At 40.3% G+C, this 18,725-nt stretch carries 16 protein-coding genes; 13 read left to right on the top strand and 3 right to left on the bottom strand.

What is annotated here, in order from left to right:
* Together FO440_RS24570 and FO440_RS21735 are read left to right on the top strand one after the other, a co-directional pair.
* On the top strand, window positions 1-426 hold a 426-nt coding region (locus FO440_RS24570; protein ID WP_186292750.1), incomplete at its 5' end, for an LbetaH domain-containing protein.
* Window positions 427-438: 12 nt separating this feature from the next.
* A complete protein-coding gene (locus FO440_RS21735; protein WP_144250417.1) occupies window positions 439-1,029 on the top strand; it encodes a DUF4254 domain-containing protein in 591 nt (196 codons plus the stop codon).
* Here the strand turns inward: FO440_RS21735 and FO440_RS21730 are convergent.
* On the bottom strand, window positions 1,026-1,763 hold the full coding sequence (locus tag FO440_RS21730; RefSeq protein ID WP_144250416.1) for a glycosyltransferase family 2 protein: 738 nt from the start codon (window positions 1,761-1,763) through the stop codon (window positions 1,026-1,028). The two genes, FO440_RS21735 and FO440_RS21730, sit on opposite strands and share 4 nt — an antisense overlap.
* A gap of 493 nt (window positions 1,764-2,256) precedes the next feature.
* Window positions 2,257-3,312 carry an IS110 family transposase gene (locus FO440_RS21725; protein ID WP_186292749.1) on the bottom strand — a complete coding sequence of 352 codons (1,056 nt, stop codon included), beginning with the start codon at window positions 3,310-3,312 and terminating at the stop codon, window positions 2,257-2,259.
* 90 nt (window positions 3,313-3,402) lie between these two features.
* Here FO440_RS21725 and FO440_RS21720 point away from each other — a divergent pair, with 90 nt between their 5' ends.
* Window positions 3,403-3,654 (top strand): helix-turn-helix domain-containing protein, encoded by a 252-nt coding sequence (locus FO440_RS21720; RefSeq protein ID WP_144250414.1) that lies wholly within the window; start codon window positions 3,403-3,405, stop codon window positions 3,652-3,654.
* 404 nt (window positions 3,655-4,058) lie between these two features.
* Here FO440_RS21720 and FO440_RS21715 read toward each other — a convergent pair whose 3' ends face one another.
* Window positions 4,059-4,412: a hypothetical protein gene (locus FO440_RS21715; protein WP_144250413.1), complete on the bottom strand. Its 354-nt coding sequence runs from the start codon at window positions 4,410-4,412 to the stop codon at window positions 4,059-4,061.
* Window positions 4,413-4,898: 486 nt separating this feature from the next.
* Between FO440_RS21715 and FO440_RS21710 the strand changes: the two genes are divergently transcribed.
* From FO440_RS21710 to glmM, 10 genes are all read left to right on the top strand, one after another.
* Window positions 4,899-5,738 carry an SDR family NAD(P)-dependent oxidoreductase gene (locus tag FO440_RS21710; protein ID WP_144250412.1) on the top strand — a complete coding sequence of 280 codons (840 nt, stop codon included), beginning with the start codon at window positions 4,899-4,901 and terminating at the stop codon, window positions 5,736-5,738.
* 68 nt (window positions 5,739-5,806) lie between these two features.
* Window positions 5,807-6,733 carry a helix-turn-helix domain-containing protein gene (locus FO440_RS21705; RefSeq protein ID WP_144250411.1) on the top strand — a complete coding sequence of 309 codons (927 nt, stop codon included), beginning with the start codon at window positions 5,807-5,809 and terminating at the stop codon, window positions 6,731-6,733.
* Between the two features lie 262 nt (window positions 6,734-6,995).
* A complete protein-coding gene (locus FO440_RS21700; RefSeq protein WP_144250410.1) occupies window positions 6,996-8,099 on the top strand; it encodes a substrate-binding domain-containing protein in 1,104 nt (367 codons plus the stop codon).
* Window positions 8,100-8,215: 116 nt separating this feature from the next.
* The gene (locus FO440_RS21695) at window positions 8,216-8,848 is read left to right on the top strand and encodes a carbohydrate-binding family 9-like protein (RefSeq protein ID WP_144250409.1); all 633 of its coding nucleotides are present in this window, start codon (window positions 8,216-8,218) and stop codon (window positions 8,846-8,848) included.
* Window positions 8,849-9,063: 215 nt separating this feature from the next.
* The gene (locus FO440_RS21690) at window positions 9,064-10,176 is read left to right on the top strand and encodes an acyltransferase family protein (protein ID WP_222104030.1); all 1,113 of its coding nucleotides are present in this window, start codon (window positions 9,064-9,066) and stop codon (window positions 10,174-10,176) included.
* 62 nt (window positions 10,177-10,238) lie between these two features.
* Window positions 10,239-11,744 carry a DUF4832 domain-containing protein gene (locus tag FO440_RS21685; RefSeq protein WP_144250408.1) on the top strand — a complete coding sequence of 502 codons (1,506 nt, stop codon included), beginning with the start codon at window positions 10,239-10,241 and terminating at the stop codon, window positions 11,742-11,744.
* Window positions 11,745-11,753: 9 nt separating this feature from the next.
* Window positions 11,754-13,796 (top strand): alpha-amylase family protein, encoded by a 2,043-nt coding sequence (locus tag FO440_RS21680; protein ID WP_144250407.1) that lies wholly within the window; start codon window positions 11,754-11,756, stop codon window positions 13,794-13,796.
* A 107-nt stretch (window positions 13,797-13,903) separates the two neighbouring features.
* Window positions 13,904-15,055 carry a phosphotransferase enzyme family protein gene (locus FO440_RS21675; protein ID WP_144250406.1) on the top strand — a complete coding sequence of 384 codons (1,152 nt, stop codon included), beginning with the start codon at window positions 13,904-13,906 and terminating at the stop codon, window positions 15,053-15,055.
* A 37-nt stretch (window positions 15,056-15,092) separates the two neighbouring features.
* Window positions 15,093-17,024, top strand: a complete 1,932-nt coding sequence (gene nagB / locus FO440_RS21670; RefSeq protein WP_144250405.1) for a glucosamine-6-phosphate deaminase — start codon at window positions 15,093-15,095, stop codon at window positions 17,022-17,024.
* A 2-nt stretch (window positions 17,025-17,026) separates the two neighbouring features.
* The gene (glmM, locus tag FO440_RS21665; RefSeq protein ID WP_144250404.1) at window positions 17,027-18,412 is read left to right on the top strand and encodes a phosphoglucosamine mutase; all 1,386 of its coding nucleotides are present in this window, start codon (window positions 17,027-17,029) and stop codon (window positions 18,410-18,412) included.
* The last annotated feature ends 313 nt before the right edge of the window (window positions 18,413-18,725 follow it).

Here is an 18,725-nt window from a genome sequence, read left to right as displayed (position 1 = left end):
GCACTGTTGCGTTTGTTTGGTGCCAAAATTGGCCAACAGGTTGAAATAAAACCCAACGTAAATATCAAATACCCTTGGAACCTTAACATTGCTGATGAGGTATGGATAGGCGAAGATGTTTGGGTTGACAGTTTAGTGATGGTGACCATAGGATCGAACGTTTGTATATCACAAGGGGCCATGATACTTACCGGCAGCCACAATTATAAAAAGACTTCTTTTAATTTAATAACCGGCGAGGTTGTACTGGAAGACGGTGTATGGATAGGCGCCAAAGCCGTTGTTAACCAGGGAATCACCGTTGCATCGCATGCAGTGCTGACTACAGGTTCCGTCGCCACAAAAGACTTGGAACCCTATTCAATTTACCAGGGCAACCCGGCGACAAAGATTCGCCAAAGGGCCATCGGGGCAAGCCCCCTTTAATATTTACCGGATATGTTGAACGTAAAAGATATCGTACAAAAACAATTTGAAGAAATTAATCACTGGCACAAGCAGATCATGATCAATGCAAACAGTCTTCCAATGAAGTTTGTACAGGAAAATAATCATTGGAATTTTCTTTTATGGCACGAAGAAGATATAGCGCGGATCCCCGATATTGAACCCGAAAAAATGCTTGCCGTCAAAAGAAATATTGACCGGTATAACCAGTCAAGAAATAATTCGATCGAAGAGATCGATGAATGGCTGTTGACGTTTTTGACCTCAAAAAAATTAAATCAAAGCAAGGCGCTGCACTCGGAAACACCGGGAATGATGATCGACAGGCTATCTATCCTCAACCTTAAATTATACCACATGCAGGAAGAGACCACAAGACAGGGCGCTTCCCTGCTGCATAAAGCACAATGTGAAGAAAAAGTGATCATCCTGAAAGAACAAATTACAGACCTGTCAGCTTGTTTAACAGATGTTCTTTCCCGCCTGGAACAGGGCAAACTCACCCTCAAAATCTACAGGCAGTTCAAAATGTATAATGACCCTGATTTGAACCCTCAGCTGTACACGAAGATCCCGCGTTAAAAGAACTGTTTGATTTTACGCAAAGGCTTAAATAATAAGGCCAGCCAGGGCCATTTGATCTTATTTGACCGCATCGCCTTGTAGTCATTCCCTAAAGCTTTTAACCTGCTGCCCAGGCTGTTGTTGCTGGCCCCGCCCGTTCTCATCTTTACCATGACCACTGGCAAATAGGCTGACGGTAACCGATATACATGCAAATATCGAAGCATCAGTTCGTAGTCTGCCGCAGTACCGTGATCCAGGCTGTACACACCATACTGGTCAAATAATCCCCGCCGACAGTAAAAAGTTGGGTGGGGGGGCATCCACCCACGATCAAAGCTACCTGCTTTCATTTCGCCGCTTCGCCATTTTCGAATGATAGTCCCATCCTGGCGGACATAATCCAGATCACCGTACACGATTTTTACCTGCTTTCCTTCAAATGCGCGGACGACAACAGACAGTATATCATTTGCTGCAAATACATCGTCCGCATTTAATAACCCGACAATTTCGCCGGTTGCAAGCGCGATACCTTTGTTGATAGCGTCGTAGATACCTCTATCCGGGCCGGTGATCAAATAATCGATCGAAGACCGGTAAAGGCTGGCTATCGCTAGTGTATCATCTGTTGAACCGCCGTCAATAAAAATATATTCTATATTTTTATAATCTTGTGCTATAACAGATTCTATACAGGCCTGGATCGTTCGGGCTGCATTAAAAGTGACGGTAATTAAGGAAATCTTCAAGCGCCTGGTAAAAAATAAATGCAGGCGAATTTAATGATAGATACGCAGATATTAAATGAAAAATGGTGATCGTAAAAAGCCGGGAAGATTTATTCTGGTGACAAGCCCTTGGCTTATGCGTGAACTTAATTCGCTCCCCGGCCCATATCATCTAAAATACAGGCGGCGATTCGTTTCATACGCTTAAGTCTATGCTTAAACAAAGGACTAATCCAGCCGCTGTATTTTATATTTGTCGGCTCTAAAAGCCGGGAAGATTTATTCTGGTGACAAGCCCTTGGCTTACGCGTGCACTTAATTCGCTCCCCGGCTTATTCTATAAAAAATACAGGCGGTGATTCGTATCATGAGCTTAAGTCTATGCTTAAACAAAGGACTAATCCGGCCGCTGTATTTTATGCCAGAATGTTATAAAAGCCGGAAAGATTTATTCTGGTGACAAGCCCTTGGCTTACGCGTGAATTTAATTCGCTTTCCGGCTTAATGAGTTTGATTATATCACGCAGTTCTCGACTGGTACAATAACCAGCGTTTTAGCGCATCGGATCTCCCTGATAAAAAGACGGTCCTGTTTGACGCAGGAAAAAACCCGGAGGACCAATTTATAGCGTACCGCGTTAAAAATGGATAATTTATGTTTTCCTTCCTCCAATTTTCGTTTGTAATAATTGTTCAGCTCTTCATTCCTGGTAGCAGCACCTACTGCGCAAACGTGCAGCAATGCTTTCATTTTCCTGTTCGCGAAGGGTGATATGCGCCGTCTCCGGGTTATAGTTCCTGATTCCCTGGGAAAAGGTGCAATACCTGAATAACAGGCAAATTTTTTGGGATCGCATATATCTTTGAACTCGTTCGTACAAATAATCATCGTTACAGCAGTAACAAACCCAATGAAAGGCACAGACGTAATAATTTCCAGCAACCTGGCCAGGTGGTCGTCAGCGCTGATCAGTGACCTGATCTCTAGTTCAATGGCTTCCAGGTCACCTGTAATAGCCGCGATACTTGCTTTACAAGCCATGACCTTACCGCTATGATATTTCCCGGGGATAAAGCTTTTTTCCTCTTTTTGCGGGGTTTTAAGGATCACAGCTACGCCGATCAACCGGTTTCGCAGCGTCATCAGGCCCGCGAGTTCTGTCATGATCTTTCTTTTGGGCATCCACAACTTGATTTCATCGCGGTTTTTCCAGGTATATTCCGCGATACGGATTGCGTCATTCTTATCATCTTTCCCTCTTGTAACGCCCATTGATCTTTTTATTTTTAAGGGGTGATCCTGAACGATGCTTGCTTTGAGTTTGAAAAGCACGCTAAGCAAATGATTCCCATAGAATCCTGTATTTTCCATGGCAAACACTGCTTTGGATAATTTGAAGCCGGGCATTTCTTTGAGCTTGCTCACAAATGAACGAATCGCCTGGTCATCGTTCATAATTTCGGTATGAAAAAGAAAGTTTCTTTCATGGCACACGGCAATGTCCAGTTTGTTTTTAGATATATCGATCCCGACGAAATAGCTATATTTTTTTGTTTTTTTTACTTCCACGTAGGGTTTAGGCTTGTTAGATAAAATGATGTCACAATAATAGGTCATACATGACCTATTATCCAAATTTATTTTTCTTTTTATTGTGGTATGATTAAGAGCAGCAAAGGCAGGCGCAATGAGGCGGCAATTTTGATTCTTGCTCAAAACGTTCGCAAATACCGGATAGCCGCCGGTTTAACTATCATGCAGCTTGCGAACAAAATGGATACTGATTATTCGCAAATCGGGAGAATCGAACGTGGACTCTCAAATCCCAGTATTTCAACGCTATTTGATCTCGCTACGGCATTAAATATTCATCCGGCTGATTTGGTTGAAGAGGAAAAGAAATTAGATTAATGCACCTGGTCGAAAGCTTTGTCCTCTCAGATGTTTTTGAAGATCCTCTGCGAGCGGATCTTTTTCGGGTCCGCGGCGATCAAAACATTGTCAAACAGGATCATGTCCCGGAAGATCATTTATCCGTCTTTTCCTTTTCTTCCGTGTAAGCCGCGCCCGGAAACTTAACAAAATCTGCATCCATGCGTCTGCCGACCAATTGCTTCATCAAAATATCGAAAAAATTTCTATCGTACTCCCTGGCTGATTTTTATAAGATGACCGGTAATTTCCTTTGCTCCAGAGATAGCAATCTGATTATACAGTAAATATTGATAAAACAGCCTAGGTTCCAATTTAAAAAAATCGATACCAAGTTCCGCAACTTGGGAAATCCCCCCGTTTAATAAGCCCAATTTGAAGCATCAATTATGGCTCTTTGACATCCGGAAATAAAGTATTAAACTATCATACATAGGAAATACCGCGAAGCACAACAGCGAAAGCGCGGTCGAAGGTGAAAGCCCGGTTTGTAGAAACCGAGATGAAAAGTTCCAACATGCCCTGGACCGACGTACGGGCATCAGGCGCGTTAAAGTTCCGTCCTGGCGCAGTTTGTGCAAGGTATTAGGCGATATTTTTAATAGGTTTTTCACCTGGTAACTTTTAAGCCATTTATTTGGCTCGTCGCTCGATTTACCTAATAATGCTTTTATCTCAATGAGTAATTTTTGTCCGAATATTTCTAAATCTTCTTTTGTTATGATTTCAGCTGCCATGTCTATTTATTATCAACAGCAAATCAACGGATAGCGCCGATAGAAATTAGGTTGTACAGAGGTTGAAAACCACAAATAACTCCTAATTTTAGTGATGTTTTTAAGTTAGTATTTTTTATTGAAATAATTACTAATAAGTATCTGACATTAAGATATTTATGTATATTTGTTAATGCTTAAGTAGTGGTCAATACCAAACTGCATACCTGGTTTAAAATGTGTCTTCTAACTGATTTAATATCAGCTGGTTATAGGAAAAGGTTCTCGTCCTGCCATCCCGACAAAAGCGATACCTTAAGTATCAAAACCCTGTAGATTATTGATCTACAGGGTTTTTTGCTTTATCAGGATTGTTTAAAGCCTTAATATTTAATGCCGGGGAGGTGTTTACTTCCGCATTTTGCCTACAGAAATCCTCAATTAGGCTACAAGCAGCAGTTGGTTTACTTTGACCTTTGTTGTGTTAATCATTTAAAATATAAAATCATGACACAACAAAAAAATAAGGTTTGGTTTATTACCGGCGCTTCCCGTGGCTTCGGGCGCGTTTGGACCGAAGCTGCTCTTGAGCGCGGTGACAAGGTGGCCGCTACTGCACGTTCCTTAGAAAGTATTGCAGCACTAAAAGAAAAATATGGCGATAACGTGTTGACTTTGCAGTTAGACGTTACAAACCCCGAGCAGGTAAAAGCTACAATAGCGCAAGCCCATGCGCATTTTGGCAGACTGGATATCGTTTTTAATAACGCAGGTTATTCATTAGTTGGTACTATTGAAGAAGCCAACGCAGAAGATGTACGGGCATTGTATGAAACAAACGTTTTTGGGCCGTTAGCGGTTATTAAAGCTGCTTTACCGTTACTGCGTGAACAAGGTAGCGGACACATTCTTGGCACATCAAGCGGGCTTGGCCATGTAACCATGCCTGTAATTGGTTATTACGCTTCATCCAAATGGGCGTTTGAAGCTATTCACGAAAGCCTGGCAGCCGAAGTTCAGTCTTTCGGTATCAAAGTAACTATTATCGAACCCGGAGCATATGCTACAGAGTTCGGCAGCCAAGACTCATTAAAATTTGCGGCAGGCATGGATATTTATACGGATTTTAAAGAGCAATTTGTTGGCCGCCTAAGAGGTATAGAGAGGGGAGACCCGGATGCTACGCCGCAAGCATTGTTCCAAATAGTTGATTCCGAAAATCCACCACTACGGTTTAATTTAGGTAAGCATAATTTAGCCTGGGTGCAAGCCGCATATGCTGAGCGACTGGCTACCTGGGAAGCCTGGCAATCTGTTTCAGAATCGGCACAAGGCGAGCCCAAGTAATCTGTGAGTAAAGAATTGAAGGTAGCCGATAATTGCAAATATTATCGGCTACCTTTATTAAACGCGTTATGAAAAAAGATAAAAATATCCCGCTTCAATTTGCTTCGCTATCAGATGCGCATAGGGCATTTGGTTTTCCTAAACCTACGCATCCGCTCATCAGCTTGATCAATGACTCCAGCGAGCGATTGCAAATAATCCGGCCAAGCGTTCCGCATGTGTTGGGTTTTTATAAAATTTCATACCGGCCAAAGTTTAGCGGTAAACTAAAGTATGGGCAAGATTATTATGACTTTGACGAAGGTGGTTTATTATTTGCGGCACCTGGGCAAATAGTTGGTGGTAATAATAGTGATGAAGAAGTAGCGGGCTGTTCCGTTGTCTCGCTGCTTATCCACCCTGATTTCCTGCTTAACTATCCTTTGGCTAAAAAGATCAAGCAGTATGGCTTCTTTTCATATTCAGCTAACGAGGCACTGCATTTGTCGGACAAGGAAAAGGTAACCATTCTTTCTATTTTTAAAATTATCGAAGAAGAATTAAACAGCCGGATAGATGATTTTAGCCAGGATGTGATCATTTCACAGATTGAGCTTTTATTAAATTATGCCAACCGGTTTTACAGACGTCAATTTATCACCCGCAAAGCTGCAAACAACAACCTGTTGCAAAAATTAGAAGAAGTTTTAAACGAATACTTTAATAATGAGCTTTCCTTAACACAGGGTATCCCTACCGTTCAGTACATTGCCGGCAATCTAAATATATCGCCAAGTTATTTAAGCGATATGCTAAGGTCACTTACCGGGCAAAATGCACAGCATCTGATCCATCATAAACTTATTGAAAAAGCGAAGGAAAAATTGTCTACAACCGGCTTGTCGGTAAGCGAAGTAGCTTACGAGTTGGGTTTTGAACACCCGCAATCATTCAGTAAGCTATTTAAAACAAAAACTAATCTTTCTCCTCTTGAATTCAGGCGATCTTTCAATTAGTAAAAACGATGTAAGTTTTTCTGATGGGTTATTTTAAGGTCAAATGCACTTATTCGGAATCTGGATCAGCTTAATTTAAATCAAATTTTGATACGAAAAAAGTTAATCAATATTTTAGCAACGTACAAACTTGCTTTCAATATTTATTTCATTACTTTGTCGGGTTTTAGCGCAAGAATTATTGGATAATTATTAAGGCATGTTTAATCATCCTGAGTTATATTACCAGCTAAACCCAAGCGTTAGACTTTAATACCATCAAATGAAAAAAGAGCGTTCGCAAAAAAACACCATTGTCCGCATTAAAGATATAGCGCTTAAAGCCGCGGTATCAACCGGAACGGTTGACCGGGTTATTCATAACAGGGGCAGGGTTGCAGAAGATGTAAAGAACAGGGTATTAAAGATCATTAAAGAACTAAATTACGAGCCCAACCTGATGGCCCGTATGCTGGGGTCGAAAAAGGAATATCATTTTGCCGCTTTATTTCCTGATCATAGTTATGATGCATTCTGGACCGCGCCAAAATCAGGAATTGAAAAAGCAGAACAGGATTTTAAACAATACAACGTATTTGTAGAGCAATATGTATTCAATCCGCAAGACGTTAAAGATTACATAAAAAAAGCTACTGAACTGACGCGCAAAAAACCTGACGGCATTTTATTATCCCCTATTTATTATAAAGAAACATTGCCGTTTTTTGAAAAATGGAACGCTGATAATATTCCTTTCGTGTTGTTTAATACCCAGATAGCAGATTTTGATCCTTTAAGCTACATTGGTCAGGACTCTTATCAAAGCGGATTGCTGGCAGCTAAGCTGGCACATTATGGTAACCCAGATGCCTGCAGTATGCTTATTGCGCATATTGATGAAAAAATAAGTAATGCCCAGCATTTGGTTAAAAAGGAGCAGGGGTTCAGAAACTATTTTGCTCAAAATAACCTTGATCATAAATATAAGATCCTGAACGTTGAGTTAACACGTTCAAGCCAGTCTAGTTTTATTAAAAGCCTGGATACTTTGATTGAAAATACATTTGATCTAAAACAGATCTTTGTCACGACATCGCAGGCGTATGATATTGCAAAGTATCTTGAACAAAGGCATATTAATCATATCAAGCTTATAGGTTACGATTTGATACCACCTAACCTGCATTACCTGAACAATGGCGCTATAAGTTTCCTGATCAACCAAAACCCGAAAGGGCAGGGGTATTGGGGAATTTACCAACTGGCCGAACACCTGGTGTTTAAAAAGGAGGTCCCTATTATTAAGTACCTGCCGTTAGATGTGGTTACCAAAGAAAACCTGAATTACTTTCTGGACGAAAAAGACCAGGTTTTTATCGAGATTTAACTGATAATCTAATTTTTTACGTAATTACTTGTTTGTGTCATAAACAAGATTAAATTTGTGTGCGAACACGCATTTGTGGTGTGTTTGCTTCCTTGTAGTTTACTAAATTCAAGACTATGGCCAAACAGTTTGATTGTCAATTTATTCCTGCCGAAAAATTAGCAGGCTATGCGTCATTCCTGGATGATTGTTCGAAACAAGTAATTGATAACCTTTTGTGGAGTAGCAACGGTTATTTTCCAACAGTAAAGTTCAGTATGGCTTATACCGATCATGGTATCCTTTTAAAATATTTTGTAAAAGAGAAGTATGTAATGGCCAGACATACACAGGTTAATGACCTGGTATATAAAGACAGTTGCGTAGAGTTTTTTTTGTCTTTTGATAATGGTAGTAATTATTATAACCTTGAGTTTAATTGTATAGGTACGCCCTATGGTGCATATGGTTCGGTTAAACCTTACAGGGCAGAGCTACCTGCCAATGTTGTAAAGCAGATAAAAATTGATACACAGGTAATTAATGCTGACGATGAGGGGTTTACTGAATGGGAGATTACTCTTGGCATACCATTTAGCGTATTTATTTATGATGATATAGACTCACTAAAAGGTACTGAATGTAAGGCTAATTTTTATAAGTGCGGCGATGAAACCCCCGAGCCGCATTATTTAAGCTGGAATAATATTCTAAGCGATGAACCTAATTTCCATGTGCCTGAGTTTTTTGGGATGGTGAAATTTGTATAGCTTACCTAATGTTGCGTATTTATAAAACTATAAATACATAATACCAATTTTGTTAAAATTAGGTTAAGAAAAATATTTTTTCAAAAATGTGTACGAACACGCAAATAATTAATATATTTGATTTTAAGATATTATAACATGTTGGTTATTGATCTGTAGGGATTTGCAAATAATATATATTTAAAGATAATTTGTTGATTGGTTTGATTTAGTACATGGAAAAAGAGGTTAAAATGCCAACTAATCGCCTGGTTTCACTTGATGTGATGCGTGGCCTTATTATGATCCTGCTTGCCGGCGAAAGCTGCGCGGTTTGGGAATCGTTAAGGAACATGCACATAGGCAAGGGGGCGGATGTGGTTATAGATCAATTTTTTCATCATCCTTGGCATGGCCTGCACCTGTGGGATCTGGTGCAGCCTGCCTTTATGTTAATGGCTGGCTCTGCTATGTACATATCGTATCAATCTAAATTAAAAAAAGGTATCAGCTGGGAACAGAATTTCAAACACATTGCCATCAGGGCTGTAAAACTATTTTTATTAGGTACAGGCCTTCATTGTATTTATGCGGGTAAATTAGTGTTCGAGCTATGGAACGTACTTACACAGCTTTCTTTTACCACTGTAATAGCCTATCTGATCATTAACAGGTCTTTTTGGTTCCAGGTTGGGTTTACGGTTGTATTATTATTGATAACCGAAGTGTTATACCGAACCATACTTATGCCGGGTTTTGATCAGCCGTTTGTGGAGTACCATAATTTTGGTGCATACTTTGATACCATTCTGATGGGCAAAACAAATACAGATGGATGGGTAGCCATCAATATTATTCCAACCGCTGCACATACTATTTGGGGAGTACTGGCTGGTAAGTTATTGATATCGCCCATAGCAGCTCAAAAGAAAATTTCTTATTTAATAATAGCCGGCGTAACAGGTTTGGTTTTAGGTTTTGGGTTAGATATTTTGAATATCACACCCATTATAAAAAGGATTAGCACAAGTTCATTTGCTTTAGCATCAGGCGGTTGGGTATTGCTGTTAATGGCATTTTTATACTGGCTGATAGATATTAAACAGGTAAATAAACAAGTATGGATATTCACGGTAGTGGGCATGAATGCCATATTTCTGTACCTGTTTTTTGAAACAGTTGGCGGGCAGTGGTTCAATGGCGCAGTAGGCGTTTTTGTAAAAGGTGGCCTGGGCTTGTTGGGTATCGCAGGGCCTGTGGTAGCGTTGATTTCAGGAGTAGTTACATTATTTGCAGAGTGGGGTATCTGTTACTGGTTAAGCCGCAACAAGATCTTCATCAAAATTTAAAAAAAAATCCAATATAAAATCGCCTTGCGGAATACACCGTTCGGCTAAATATCACTTAAGCTATGAAGCCATATTCAGCAGTAGTGGCATTGCTATGCCTTGTTGGTAGCGTCAAAAAAGCGGTAGCCATACAGGCCGACACCACAATAAATTATATTGAAAGTAAAGAGGATATCGTCAATCCGGAAAGAGGGTTTTACAGGCAGCAAAATATATTTGCATCAAACTATATCCCGCTTGATAAAAATACGCTGATTGGTTACCGAACCAGCCAAAAGATAAATAAAGCCTTATATTCAGTATCATCCAGCTTGATCTATGTAGAGTATATATTGGATAGCTTTAAAGGTTCGCCCATTTCTGATACTTTCTTAAAAAATTTCAATACCGACTGTGCAACTGCCCGTGCTGCAGGTGTAAAGCTCATTGTACGGTTTTGTTATGTTAATAAAGCACATGGTGGCGATTGTGGTGACGGTATTTGTCCCCCTTATGGCGATGCGCCCAAGGCTATAGTGCTTAACCATATTAAACAGTTAAAGCCTTATTTACAGCAAAATGCAGATATTATTGCCTGTATGCAAATGGGTTTTATAGGTATCTGGGGCGAAAATTATTATTCGGATTATTTTGGCGATGCATCTAAAACCGGGAATGGCCGTGTACTTGATAGCAACTGGTGTGATCGCACATCTGTTCTTAAAGCGCTGCTGGACGCGTTACCAAAATCAAGGATGATTCAGGTGCGCGTTCCCCAACTGAAGCAGCGATATGTGTATGGTGTTTCGGCAAATGTACAGTCTGCAGCGCTTAATGAGGTAGAAGCATTTAACGGCACAGATAAGTCGCGAATAGGTTTCCATAATGATTGCTTTTTGTCAGGGCCCACAGATTATGGTACTTATAATGATTATGGCAATTCATCATCGCCCCAAAAAGATGCAACCCCCGAATTACGTAAATTTGAGATGGCCGACAGCAAATTTACCGTAGTAGGCGGCGAAACCTGCGACGATGCATTTAGCCCTCAAAATGACTGTGGCCCCACCGGCAGGGCACAACAGGAGTTTGCCGCTTTTCATTATAGTTTTCTTAACTCAGGTTATAATACCAATGTAAATGACGACTGGGTTACCGGTGGTTGTATGGACGAGATCAAACAAAAAATGGGTTACCGGTTGGTGCTTCGCAAAGCGGTGTTTCCTACCGTAACATTAAAGGGCAGTACGGTCAATTTTGCTTTAGATATCGAGAATGTCGGCTACGCATCACCATATAATGAAAGGCCGGTGCAACTGATATTAAAAAACAAAGCGAGCGGTACCTTAACAACACTTTTGGTTAAAACAGATATCCGTAAATGGTTTACAGGTGAAGTTGATCTGCAGCAAAAGCTGGCTTTACCGGCAAATTTAACAGCAGGCGAATACGAGTTATACCTGAACTTGCCTGACGCAGCAGCAAGTATTTCCTCAAGGCCAGAATACAGTATCCGGTTAGCTAATGATGATACCTGGGAAGCCGAAACCGGCTACAATAAATTGAACGCTACCATCAGAATAAAATAACACATATCAATGATCGCTATAAAAAGTAATATCCATTTATATTTTAAAAAATGCGCGCTATCTGCCATTGTTTATTTAATTGCCTGTGTTTCTTTAACCTATGCACAGGTAGTATATCCGGGTATTGCGCCCGGTGCAGCAATCGTTAAAAAAGAGGGGAGTATTTTATCACTAGAGAACAAGGTTATCAAACTGAGTTTTAAAAACACAGCTAATAAATTATCGCTTGCCGGTTTTGAAGATAAACAAACACGTCAGCAATTAGCGTTGACCAGCCGGCCTGTTTTTGAACTTACCATGGCTAATGGTAGTATTGTCAGTTCAAACGACTTTACTACTACCGGTAATCTGGTCACTAAAGACCTTAGAATTACCAAAGGTAATTCAGTCGAAATAGCAGAATGTAAAAGCATTACAACCGACCTGGAAAACGCCAAACTTGGCTTGAAGATCCATTGGGAAGCAGTATTAGGAGACAATGACAACTATATAAAGCAGGTTTTTAGCTTTGAAGCTAAGGATTCTATCAAAATAAATAAAATCACGCTTATTAAATTATCTGCTTCAATTGCTGCCAAAAAGATCGGTACGGTTGATGGTTCGCCATTAGTTTATCATAATATGTTCTTTGCGGTCGAGCACCCTATGAGCCAGGTATCAGAAAATAAAGGTAGTGCAGCAATTTATCTGCCCCGTTTAGAAGCCTTAAATTCAGGCAACCCGCTAACCATATCTTCGGTATTTGGCGTAGTGCCTGCTGGCCAATTGCGCAGAGGGTTTTTATACTATGTAGAAAATGAACGCGCGCATCCTTACAGGCAGATATTGCATTACAATTCATGGTTCGACCTGTCATGGGTTGACAGGAAATTAAGCGATAGTGTTTGCCTTGACCGAATTAAAGCATTTACCGACAGTCTCATCAGCAAAAGGGCCGTAAAGCTGGACGCCTTTTTGTTTGATGATGGCTGGGATGATAATAAAACTCTTTGGCAGTTTAACCCGGGTTTTCCTGATGGGTTTGCCAATTTAAGTAAAGCTACTAAAGCCGTAAAAGCACGTTTAGGTGTATGGATCTCGCCATGGGGAGGGTATGACGAGCCAAAGGAACAGCGGCTGGCATTTGGTAAAAAGCAAAGTCCTCCGTTTGAAACTAATGAGAATGGGTTTTCACTGACCGGGCCGGTTTATTATAACCGTTTCAGGGATGTTACGCTGTCTTTCATAAAAAACTACAATGTATCTATGTTTAAGTTTGATGGGGTAGGAGCCGGCAATTGCGCTGCCGGGGCCAGTATAACTTATCAAAAGGACATTGAAGCATTTTTAAAATTGATTACAGAGTTAAGAAGTAACAAACCTGACCTGTACCTAAGTCTTACTGTAGGCACATGGCCTTCTGTTTACTGGCTTAAATATGGTGATGCCATTTGGCGTGCAGGCGATGATACCGGCTTAGCTGGTGATGGTACCAAAAGACAGCAATGGATAACTTATAAAGATGCACAGGCTTATAAAAATATAGTTAAACGTGCGCCGCTTTTCCCGCTTAATTCGATTATGTATCATGGTATTTGTATTGCCGATAATGGTCTTCCGGGCAAACTTGAAATGGACGACAAGGATGTGGCCGACGAGATCTGGGCATTTTTTGGTACAGGCACAGGTTTGCAGGAGTTATATGTTAACCCGCATAAGCTAAATAGTGCCGACTGGAATTGTATCCGCGATGCGGCAAACTGGTCTAAAGACAATAAAAAACAGCTTGCCGACATACATTGGGTAGGAGGTGACCCTGCAAAGGGCCAGATATACGGCTATGCCGGATGGGCTGAAAAAAAAGGAGTGCTTACTTTACGCAACCCTGGTTCGACACCAAAATCTATAAGCATCAGTACCACACAAATTTTTGAAATACCTTCAGATTCAGATAATACATACACCTTTTACAATGCCCGCACACAATCTCATGAAAAAGTATATTCAGGAAGCACTATCACTGTGAAACTTGCGCCTTATGAGGTTAAGATAATGAACGCCACATCTATGTGAAAACGACGAATTAGAAAAAAAGTAAAATAATTATCAATTTGCGTGTACGTGCACGCAAAAATGTGTTACATTTGTAGAGTAAACTTTGAATTACCATATTCTTTATAATGAATAATAATATAGCGACTAATAATTTTGCTGATACCATTGCAAAATTCAATACAGGCGGAGGAGATTTTGAAATAAAAAATTTCGGTTCGGGTCATATCAATGATACGTTTATGATCCGGTCAAAAGCTAATAATGGCCCGGATTTTCTGCTTCAAAAAATTAATCATTTTGTTTTTAAGGATATAGATAGCCTGATGAATAATATGGTTTACGTTACCAATCACTTAAAGCAAAAAATAGCCAAAACGGGCAATCCCGAAAAAGAAGTACTAACGCTTATCAAATGTAACAACGGCAAATATTATTACCAGGACGAACAGGGTAATTACTGGCGCATGACCAATTTTTTGCATAACACAAAAAGTTATGACCTGGTCACCAACGTTAAACAAGCACAACAAGGCGGGGTGGCATTTGGCAGGTTTCAATACTTGTTATGCGATCTGCATCCCGATCTGCTGGTAAATACTATTCCTGATTTTTTGAACATTGAAAAACGCCTAAATGATTTTAGTATAGCGATAAAAAATAACAGCGCCCAAAGATTGTCGCATGTGATGAAAGAAGTAGAATTTTTGCTTAGTCGGGCAGGGAGCATGAGCGAAATTCTGCACTTGGGCAGAGGAGGGATACTTCCCATGCGTATTACCCATAATGATACAAAATTTAACAATATCCTGCTTGATCAGGCAGATGAAATTCAATGTGTTATTGACCTGGATACAGTTATGCCCGGCTATGTAGCTTATGATTTTGGCGATGCGATCCGCAGTATCATAAATACCGCACCCGAGGATGAAAAAGATCTTGATGCGATACAATTAAATATTCCTTTGTTTGAAGCTTTTGCTAAAGGCTATTTAAGTCAAACCATATCGTTTTTAACGGATGCCGAATTAAGCTCACTGATGATGGGTGTGCTTTTATTGCCTTATATGCAGGCAGTTCGTTTTTTAACGGATTATCTACAGGGCGATGTGTATTATAAAACCCGGTTTGCAGAACATAACCTGCAGCGCACACGTGCGCAGATACAATTGCTTAAAATGCTGGAATTGAATAAAGAAAAGTTAAGCGGTATTATTCAAAACGAATGGTTAAATCTTAAAAACACACTTAAATCAGAGTCAGCAGTAGTTGCCGGCTAATGTATTTAAAATTACCTAATTATCAATATTTTAAACTATGCCACGCTTAAATCTTTTAGAAGAAACACGATTTGAAAAACTGCCCGTCAAAGTTTATCCTGACATGCTTACAGCGTCAAAAACTGTAGCACAACGTATTGCTACCATTATCAAACAAAAGACACAAAAAGGCGAAAACACGATACTTGGCCTGGCAACAGGTGTGACACCAATTGCGGTTTATAATGAATTGGTGCGCCTGTATCGCGAAGAGGGGTTGAGTTTTAAAAATGTGGTCACTTTTAATCTGGATGAATATTATCCCATGAGCCCGGACACGTTGCAAAGTTATAATGTGTTTATGTATAAGCATTTGTTTAGTCACGTAGATATTGATCCGGAAAATGTTCATATCCCTGACGGGGCGTTAAAACAGGATGATATAACAGCTTTTTGCCTGGATTATGAAAAAAAAATCACTGCTTACGGTGGATTGGATCTCCAGATATTAGGCATAGGCCGTACCGGCCATATTGGGTTTAACGAACCGGGGTCTGCACCAAATTCAGGAACGCGTTTGGTGTCATTAGATGAGCTTACCCGCAGTGACGCGGCTTATGATTTTGGTGGTAAGGCCAATGTGCCTGTCAAAGCCATAACGATGGGCATAGGTACCATATTTAAGGCCCGTGAGATTATTTTGATGGCATGGAATGCCAAGAAGGCCGAAATCATAAAAAAAGCGGTAGAAGGTGAGATATCTGCTGATATACCGGCAACTTACCTGCAACATTCAGATCACGTAGAATTTGTATTGGACACTGATGCAGCATCAGCTCTTACCCGTTTTGATACCCCATGGCTGGTAAAAGATTGTGTGTGGGATGAGCAATTAATTAAAAAAGCGGTTGTATGGTTGGCTAAAACGCTTAATAAGCCTATTTTAAAGCTAACTGATGATGATTATAACAATCACGGTATGGCTCAATTGGCAACTGAAAAAGGGCCGGTATACAACATCAATATTCATATATTTAATAAACTTCAGCATACTATAACCGGCTGGCCGGGGGGGAAACCCAATGCGGACGATAGTCAGCGCCCCGAAAGGGCAGAACCGGCAAGAAAACGCGCTATTGTGTTTTCACCACACCCTGATGATGATGTGATCTCAATGGGCGGCACATTTATTCGTCTTGCTGATCAGGGGCATGATGTACACGTAGCTTATCAGACATCAGGCAACACCGCAGTGTGGGATGATGATGCGCTACGTTTTGTTGAGTTCGCTATCGACTTTTCTCGGTCTCAAAATTTGGAAGATAAAAAGCTTGAAGATATTTACAGGAACATGCGTGGTTTCCTGCAGGCAAAGCAACCCAATCAAAGAGATCCGCAGGAAATTGAAACCATAAAAGGTTTAATTCGCAAAGGTGAAGCTATAGCAGGCGCCCGGTTTGTAGGCCTTGACGATGCGCATATTCATTTTCAAAACCTACCGTTTTATGATAGGCGCAAAGTGAGCAGGGAAATATCATATGAGGATGATATCCTACAAACTATGGCGCTTCTGCAACAAGTTAAACCACATCAGATCTATTCGGCAGGTGATTTTGCCGACCCGCACGGAACCCATAAAACATGTTTCGACATTTTGCATGAATCATTACAGCGTCTTGGTAAAACCGAAGAGTGGGTAAAAGATTGCTGGCTTTGGCTATACCGCGGCGCATGGCATGAGTTTGAAACCTATGAAATTGAAATGTGTGTACCATTATCGCCAAAAGAAGTAGAGCGTAAACGCGAAGCTATTTTTAAACACCAATCACAAAAAGACAGACCTGTTTTTCCAGGTGATGACGCAAGAGAATTTTGGGTAAGGGCAGAAGACCGTACCAGCGAAACCGCGCGTATTTATAACCAGCTTGGCCTTGCTGAATATGAAGCGATGGAAGCATTTGTAAGATTTAAACTTAATGATATCCTGTAACTATGACACTAATAAAATCAATTTCAGGAATCAGAGGTACCATAGGTGGTAAAGCAGGTAACGGGCTTACACCTTCAGATATTGTAAAGTATACCGCGGCTTACGGTCGTTGGGTTATTGAAACTACCGGTAACCATAAAATAGTTATAGGTCGCGATGCACGGATCTCGGGCCAAATGGTAAATCACCTCGTAATCGGCACATTGATCGGAATGGGTATCAATGTCGTGGATCTCGGTTTATCAACTACACCTACTGTGGAGATCGCGGTGCCAGCTGAACAAGCCGGAGGGGGGATTATCATCACCGCCAGCCATAATCCTAAACAATGGAATGCGCTAAAACTGCTCAATTTTAAAGGTGAGTTCATTAATGACGACGAAGGAAAAAAAGTGCTTGAACTTGCAGAATATACTGAATGGCAATTTGCTGAGGTAGATAAACTAGGTAACGTAATCAATGATGACTCTTACCTGCAAAAACATATCGATAAAATATTAGCCCTGCCGTTGGTAGATATTATTGCAATTAAATCAGCTGATTTTAAAGTGGTTATTGATTGTGTAAATTCAACAGGCGGGATCTTTTTACCACCATTACTTAAGGCTTTGGGTGTAACTCAAATTGAGGAATTATACTGTACGCCAAACGGAGAGTTTCCGCATAACCCTGAACCCTTACCTGAAAATCTTACTGCTATTTCAGACAAGGTTTTAGAAGTAAAAGCTGATTTAGGAATTGTTGTAGACCCTGATGTTGACCGCTTATGCTTTGTAAATGAAGATGGTACTATGTTTGGCGAAGAGTACACATTGGTGGCAGTAGCCGATTATGTATTAAAGCATACGCCTGGTAATTCGGTTTCAAACCTGTCATCAACGCGTGCTTTACGTGATGTTACCGAGAGTTCAGGCGGAACTTACGAAGCTTCGGCTGTTGGCGAAGTTAACGTGGTAACAAAAATGAAAGCTGTTAACGCGGTAATTGGCGGTGAAGGTAACGGCGGAATTATTTATCCAGAGCTGCATTATGGCAGAGACGCCCTTGTGGGTATTGCATTGTTTTTAACTCACCTGGCTAAATCGAAGAAAAGTATTTCTGCTTTAAGACAAGATTATTCCGCTTATTATATCTCAAAAAATAAGATCACTTTAAATGAGGGTATGGATATAGATGGCTTGCTGAAAAGGGTAGAAGCTAAATATCAACACCAGCCTTACAGTACTATTGATGGGTTGAAAATTGAATTCGAAAAACAATGGGTGCACTTGCGCAAATCAAATACAGAGCCGGTGATCAGGATTTATAGCGAATCAGATTCGATGCAACGCGCAGATGAACTGGCTCAAAGTATCATAAAAGATATTGAGCAGTATTTAGATAATTAATGCCCTGATAATTGTCAAATTAATAAAAGAGGCTACTGAAATTAATTTCAGTAGCCTCTTTTGTTTTAAATCAGTGGTTCTCTACCGCCTGTTTCCTTGCAATACCTCTATACTTACCGTTTTAAACTTAAAGACCTGTGTAAATTTATTTATGTGTTCGGGTACGTGAAGGTTTTAAGTTCAATTTGATATTAAATTGTGCCTGTTCCAATCATTAAGAGAATTATTTTTACCTAATGTTAACTTTTTTTTAAAATTAATTTGCATTTGTGTGTGCGAACACACTATATTTAGGAAATATATAACAAACTGG

Source organism: Mucilaginibacter corticis, assembly GCF_007558865.1.
GTDB lineage: Bacteria > Bacteroidota > Bacteroidia > Sphingobacteriales > Sphingobacteriaceae > Mucilaginibacter > Mucilaginibacter corticis.
The sequence above is the reverse complement of the archived record's forward strand: the minus strand, read 5'-3'. Positions and strand labels throughout refer to the sequence as shown.

Coding starts and splice junctions, on each gene's coding strand:
- FO440_RS21715 (WP_144250413.1), bottom strand. CDS start 4,412: ATGGCAGCTGAAATCATAACAAAAGAAGATTTAGAAATATTCGGACAA.
- FO440_RS21675 (WP_144250406.1), top strand. CDS start 13,904: ATGAATAATAATATAGCGACTAATAATTTTGCTGATACCATTGCAAAA.
- FO440_RS21705 (WP_144250411.1), top strand. CDS start 5,807: ATGAAAAAAGATAAAAATATCCCGCTTCAATTTGCTTCGCTATCAGAT.
- FO440_RS21690 (WP_222104030.1), top strand. CDS start 9,064: ATGGAAAAAGAGGTTAAAATGCCAACTAATCGCCTGGTTTCACTTGAT.
- FO440_RS21710 (WP_144250412.1), top strand. CDS start 4,899: ATGACACAACAAAAAAATAAGGTTTGGTTTATTACCGGCGCTTCCCGT.
- FO440_RS21695 (WP_144250409.1), top strand. CDS start 8,216: ATGGCCAAACAGTTTGATTGTCAATTTATTCCTGCCGAAAAATTAGCA.
- FO440_RS21680 (WP_144250407.1), top strand. CDS start 11,754: ATGATCGCTATAAAAAGTAATATCCATTTATATTTTAAAAAATGCGCG.
- nagB (WP_144250405.1), top strand. CDS start 15,093: ATGCCACGCTTAAATCTTTTAGAAGAAACACGATTTGAAAAACTGCCC.
- glmM (WP_144250404.1), top strand. CDS start 17,027: ATGACACTAATAAAATCAATTTCAGGAATCAGAGGTACCATAGGTGGT.
- FO440_RS21720 (WP_144250414.1), top strand. CDS start 3,403: ATGATTAAGAGCAGCAAAGGCAGGCGCAATGAGGCGGCAATTTTGATT.
- FO440_RS21685 (WP_144250408.1), top strand. CDS start 10,239: ATGAAGCCATATTCAGCAGTAGTGGCATTGCTATGCCTTGTTGGTAGC.
- FO440_RS21735 (WP_144250417.1), top strand. CDS start 439: ATGTTGAACGTAAAAGATATCGTACAAAAACAATTTGAAGAAATTAAT.
- FO440_RS21700 (WP_144250410.1), top strand. CDS start 6,996: ATGAAAAAAGAGCGTTCGCAAAAAAACACCATTGTCCGCATTAAAGAT.